Source organism: Caulobacter sp. B11, assembly GCF_002737765.1.
Lineage (GTDB): Bacteria > Pseudomonadota > Alphaproteobacteria > Caulobacterales > Caulobacteraceae > Caulobacter.
The window spans coordinates 1-4,595 of the sequence record NZ_PEGG01000101.1; the positions used below are offsets into that span (position 1 = coordinate 1).

Below are 4,595 nucleotides of genomic sequence, written 5' to 3' on the forward strand. Positions count from 1 at the left end.
CCTGACATCGCCAACGCCTCGCGGCCGATGAAGAAGTCCGAATTCGACGCCTGCAAGGCCAAGGGCGTCAAAGACATCATCGAGATCAAGATCGGCTTCGACGGCATCGTCGTGGCCATGGACAAGTCGGCCCCGAACTACAATTTCAAGCTTGAGCACCTCTATATGGGCCTGGCCCAAAGCGTCTCGCGCGGCGGCCAGTTCGTCAACAATCCCTACAAGACCTGGAAGGATGTCTCGGGCGAACTGCCCAGCGGCCGCATCCTGGTCTATGGTCCGCCGCCGACCTCCGGCACGCGTGACGCCTGGTCGGAACTGGCCATGGAAGGCGGCGCCAAGAAGATCCCGGCCCTCAAGGCCCTGTCGGACACCGACGAAAAGGCCTTCAAGACCCGGTCGCATCAACTGCGTTCGGACGGCGCCTGGATCGACGCCGGCGAGAACGACAACGCCATCGTCGGGACCATCGAAAAGACCCCGGGCGCCTTGGGCGTGTTCGGCTATTCGTTCCTCGAAGAGAACGCCAGCCGCATCAAGGCCGCCAGCGTCAACGGCGTCAAGCCGACGCCCGCCACGATCGCCAGCGGCGCCTATCCGGTGTCGCGGACCCTGTTCATCTACGTCAAGAAGTCCAGCGTCGGCGTCGTGCCCGGCCTGAAGGACTTCCTGACCGAGTTCACCTCGGACGCCGCGGCCGGCCGGGGCGGATACCTTTCCCAGCGTGGCCTGATCCCCCTGCCGCCCGCGCAGCACGAGGCCATGAAAGCGACCGCCGCCAAGCTGACGCCGATGGCCGCGCCGAAGAAGTGAGTTTGAGCCGCGCGGGCGGTTTACGCCCGCGCGGTTTCGTCCCATCAAGGCCCCACCAGCACCTTGGGGGCGCCACGGCTTGACCATTGACGATCTCTGGGCCGTTTCGACGGTGGTGCTGGGCCCCTTCATCGGCAGCTTTATCGGCCTGCTGACGCTTCGCCTGCCGGCCGGACGCGCCTGGGCGGCCTCGCGTTCGGCGTGCGACGCCTGCCAGCGTCCGCTCGGCGTCGTCGATCTGTTTCCGCTGCTGAGCTATCTCTGGCTGCGGGGCCGCTGCCGGACCTGCAAGGCGGCCATACCGCCCCGCTATCCTCTGCTCGAAGGCGCATGCCTGCTCATCGCCCTTTGGAGCGCCCTGAGCCAGACAGGCCCCATGGTTCCTGTCACGGCCATCCTCGGCTGGTGGCTTTTATTGATCGCCACGATCGATTCCGAGCACCTGTGGCTGCCCGACATCCTGACCCTGCCCTTTGGCCTGGCCGGGGCCGTCCTGACCATCGGCGTCGCGGACGCTGCGCCCTGGACGCCCCTGCTCGGCGCGGCCCTGGGCTATGGCGGGCTCGCGGCGATCGCCTGGCTTTACCGGCGGATGCGCGGTTTCGACGGCATGGGCGGCGGTGATCCCAGGCTGCTGGGCGCGATCGGGGCCTGGGTCGGCTGGCAGGGCCTGCCCTCGGTCCTGATCTGGGCGTGCCTGGCCGGTCTGAGCGTGGCCGCGGCTCAGGCGATCGTGCGCAAGCGCCTATCCCCCGGAGAACAGTTGCCCTTCGGCGCCTTTCTGGCCGTCGGCGCCTGGTTGACCTGGCTCTGGGGGCCGTTGCACTCGCTACTTCGCGCGGGCCTGGGCTGAGCGGGTCCACTGGCCGTCAACGGTTCGCCGCGCGCCGACGGCGTCACGCAGGAAGCCATTGGCCAACAGACTCTGGATCGTCGGCTCATCCGTCGTGACGATCATCGTCTCGACCTGAAAGCGGCCCGTTCCGTCGATCCGGGTGGCCAGAGAGACCTTGGCGGCGCCGGCCGCGCCCGACAGGGTCGAGACCCAGCTTTCACGCCGGCAAACCGGCGCGCCGCTCAGCACCACGCCGCCCAGTGGACCTTCCCCCGCCAGACGAAGCTGGATCTGGCCGCCGGCGCGAACGCACTGGCCCTTGCGAAACACCGCGGCCGCGTCCTTGAACGTCGCGACGCCCGCCAACGGCAGCCCCACCGCGGTCAGGTCGACCGGCATGCGCCAGGTCAGGCCTTCGACACCGCGTTTGGCGCCGCCGGGAAACAGAACCGCCTGTCCATCGAAGCCCGCCGTCTGGCGGAGTCCAAGACGCGCCTGACCGGTCAACAGCGCCAGGGGCGACAGGCCGAGCTTGAGGTCTCCGACCGGGCTACCCGCCATGACCACATTGTCCAGGCTTCCGCTCCAGACCGTACCCCGGGCCCCGCTCGCGCTCATTAGGCCTGTTCGGCCAAGGGCGGAGGTCACCAGGCTGACCGGCGCGAGGATCAGGACCATGGCCAGGACCAACCCGACCAGCAGGGCGACAAGCGTGCGATTGCTCATGATCCGGCCCCGGCGAAGGTGATCTCGGCCTCGACGAGCCCGCCGTCGCGGCGCGAGGCGGTGAAGTCGGCGACGACGACGCCGCCCTCTTGCTCCAGGGCCGCCACCCAAGGCAGCAGGGCCCGGGCGTCGATGGCGTCGATCCAGATGGTGAAGCCGCCATTGGCGTCCTGACGCCGACGGGAGATCGGCACGCCCGCCTTGGCGGCGCTGGCCTCGACCAGGGCCTGAGGCGCCCCGACGCTGCGACCGGAGCGCGGCGCGGACGCCGCCGCCATGGCCTTGAGACTGACCAGTCGCACCGCCGCCGCCTTGACCCGAGCCTGTTCGGCCTGGGCGGCGTGGCGCAGGGGCGAGACCACGCCGTACCAACCGCCGACTCCCAGGACGATCACCAGCATGACGGCGAGCAGCACGCGCTCGCGGTCCGAACGCGACAGCCACCATTGCCGCGCGGCCTCGATCTGACCGATCATGGCTGTCTCCTGACGATGAGATCGCTGGTGATGCGCGCGCCTTCGGTGACCGTGCTTTGCTCGGTAACGGTCAGGCCGGCGGTCTTGGCCGCGACGCGAATCTGGTCGATGTCCGAATACTGGCCATAGGCGATCGCTGAACGGATCGCGCCGTCGTCGCCGTAAACCAGGGTGTCCAGCGTCACGCCGGGGGCGGTCTGCATCATGGCGAAATAGCGGGCCGCCAGATCGCTGAAGCCTTGGCGGCCCTGGGTGGCCGTCAAGCGGGCCAGGGCGTAGGCGGCGGGATCCTCATAGCGGGAGGCCTGCGGAACCAGCGACACCGCCAGACGGGCGGCGCGCTTTTCCAGAGCGTTGGCGGTCATCCGGTCATTGATGATCTGGGCGCCGAACAGCAGGAGCGGCGAGATCACCAGGACGGCGGCCAGGAGAGCCAGGCGCTTCAGGTTCCGGACCGCCGGGCCCCGGCGGATCGCGAACGCCCCCTGCAGCAGGTCGATCACCGGCGCCTGGGCGCCCGCCACCAGCCAGGCATCCAGGTCCTCTACCTCGATGTAGCGATGCGGCCGGTCGCCGACGAGCAAGGCGGCCAGGTCGGGCTCGACATTAAACGCCCTGCCCGGCTCGCGCAGACCGACGCGCGCCCCGAACGGCGCGAGGATCAACTGACCCGCCGCATCCTCGGGCAGCAGCAGATAGTCCGGGATCAGGGCTTGGGGCGTGACGCCGTGGGCGGCGGCCAGGTCCAGCCAGGCCGTCAGCCTGGCCGTAGCCGTCCAGGCCACCAGGGTGCGCCCGGCCTCGTCCACGCCGCCGACCGCGATGTGCAGCCCCCGTCGCCGAGGGCGACCTCGTCCTCGAGCCGGAAGGCCGCCGCCGAGCGGGCCTGGGCGGGGCTGCCCACCGGCAGGTCCATCCAGCGGGTGACGACATCGGCGCCGGGCGCGACCAGGATCGCGCCGCCCTCGAGCAGTTCGTCGCTCGCCAGGCGGCGGCGCGTGATCGCGACGCCATCGGCCTCGATCAATTCAGGCGGGTCGCCGCTCTGCGGCGGCAGGATCAGGAGGCGCAGTACGGTCATTCGTCCGAGGTCCAGCGTCGCGCGACCAGCGTAACCGTGCTGGCCGAGCGGGTTTCGAAAAGAGCGGTCATGAAGATCGGCATGTCGGCGAAGACCACCTGACTGCTGAGGGCGAAGAAGCGGGTGCGGAAGCGAACCTGCTCGCGCACCACATCGCCCGGCGGCGTGGCGACCAGGGCTTGCTCGCCCCAGAACGCCTGGGCGTCGGACCAGCCCGAGGCCGGCCGGCGCTCCAGCACGCTCCGCGCCGTTTCCCGGCCGACCTTGCCCTCGGTCAGGGCGGTCAGCAGCAGGCCGCGCTCCGGCGACAGGGTGTTGAGGTTGATCGGCGACAGGTCTGTGGTCGGCAGGGCGCAGACATAGGGCCGCAGGGCCGCGTAGACCTGGGGCGAGAAGCCGTGCACGGCCCGCAACTCGCTGACCTCAGCCATCGGCCCGCCGGCGGTCCGATACGGCTCGGGCTGGTTGACATAGCCCTGGTCCTCGGCGTCCGCCTGGCCGACGTCATTGCTGTCCATCCACTCGGCCAGGGTGTCGGCCAATTGCTTGGGATTGGGCGCGCCGACCAGCGACAGCAGAGTGGCGAATTGGCGCACGCCGAGGTCGCGCCGCCGAAACGGCTCGCCCTGGTCGGCCTCGACGACGCTGTTGAGGTTGAAGCACCCGG

At 69.7% G+C, this 4,595-nt stretch carries 7 protein-coding genes; 2 read left to right on the top strand and 5 right to left on the bottom strand.

Translation table 11 applies throughout. The features are described 5' to 3' along the window. Both CSW58_RS05645 and CSW58_RS05650 read left to right on the top strand, forming a co-directional pair. On the top strand, positions 1-810 hold an 810-nt coding region (locus CSW58_RS05645; RefSeq protein WP_099446631.1), incomplete at its 5' end, for a substrate-binding domain-containing protein. Between the two features lie 79 nt (positions 811-889). Further along, on the top strand, positions 890-1,663 hold the full coding sequence (locus CSW58_RS05650; RefSeq protein ID WP_099446632.1) for an A24 family peptidase: 774 nt from the start codon (positions 890-892) through the stop codon (positions 1,661-1,663). Here the strand turns inward: CSW58_RS05650 and gspN are convergent. From gspN to gspK, 5 genes are all read right to left on the bottom strand, one after another. Next, complete coding sequence (gspN, locus tag CSW58_RS05655) at positions 1,640-2,371, bottom strand: type II secretion system protein N (protein WP_099446633.1); 732 nt, start codon at positions 2,369-2,371, stop codon at positions 1,640-1,642. The genes CSW58_RS05650 and gspN overlap by 24 nt on opposite strands. Then, a complete protein-coding gene (locus tag CSW58_RS05660) occupies positions 2,368-2,847 on the bottom strand; it encodes a type II secretion system protein M (RefSeq protein WP_099446634.1) in 480 nt (159 codons plus the stop codon). Before CSW58_RS05660 ends, gspN begins: the two co-directional genes overlap by 4 nt. After that, a complete protein-coding gene (gene gspL / locus CSW58_RS05665) occupies positions 2,844-3,656 on the bottom strand; it encodes a type II secretion system protein GspL (RefSeq protein ID WP_236627662.1) in 813 nt (270 codons plus the stop codon). The genes CSW58_RS05660 and gspL overlap by 4 nt, the downstream gene beginning before the upstream one ends. Continuing rightward, positions 3,605-3,928 (bottom strand): hypothetical protein, encoded by a 324-nt coding sequence (locus CSW58_RS14950; RefSeq protein ID WP_236627663.1) that lies wholly within the window; start codon positions 3,926-3,928, stop codon positions 3,605-3,607. The genes gspL and CSW58_RS14950 overlap by 52 nt, the downstream gene beginning before the upstream one ends. Further along, positions 3,925-4,595 (bottom strand): type II secretion system minor pseudopilin GspK (gene gspK, locus CSW58_RS05670; protein WP_099446635.1); only part of this gene is annotated, 671 nt, incomplete at its 5' end. The genes gspK and CSW58_RS14950, both read right to left, overlap by 4 nt.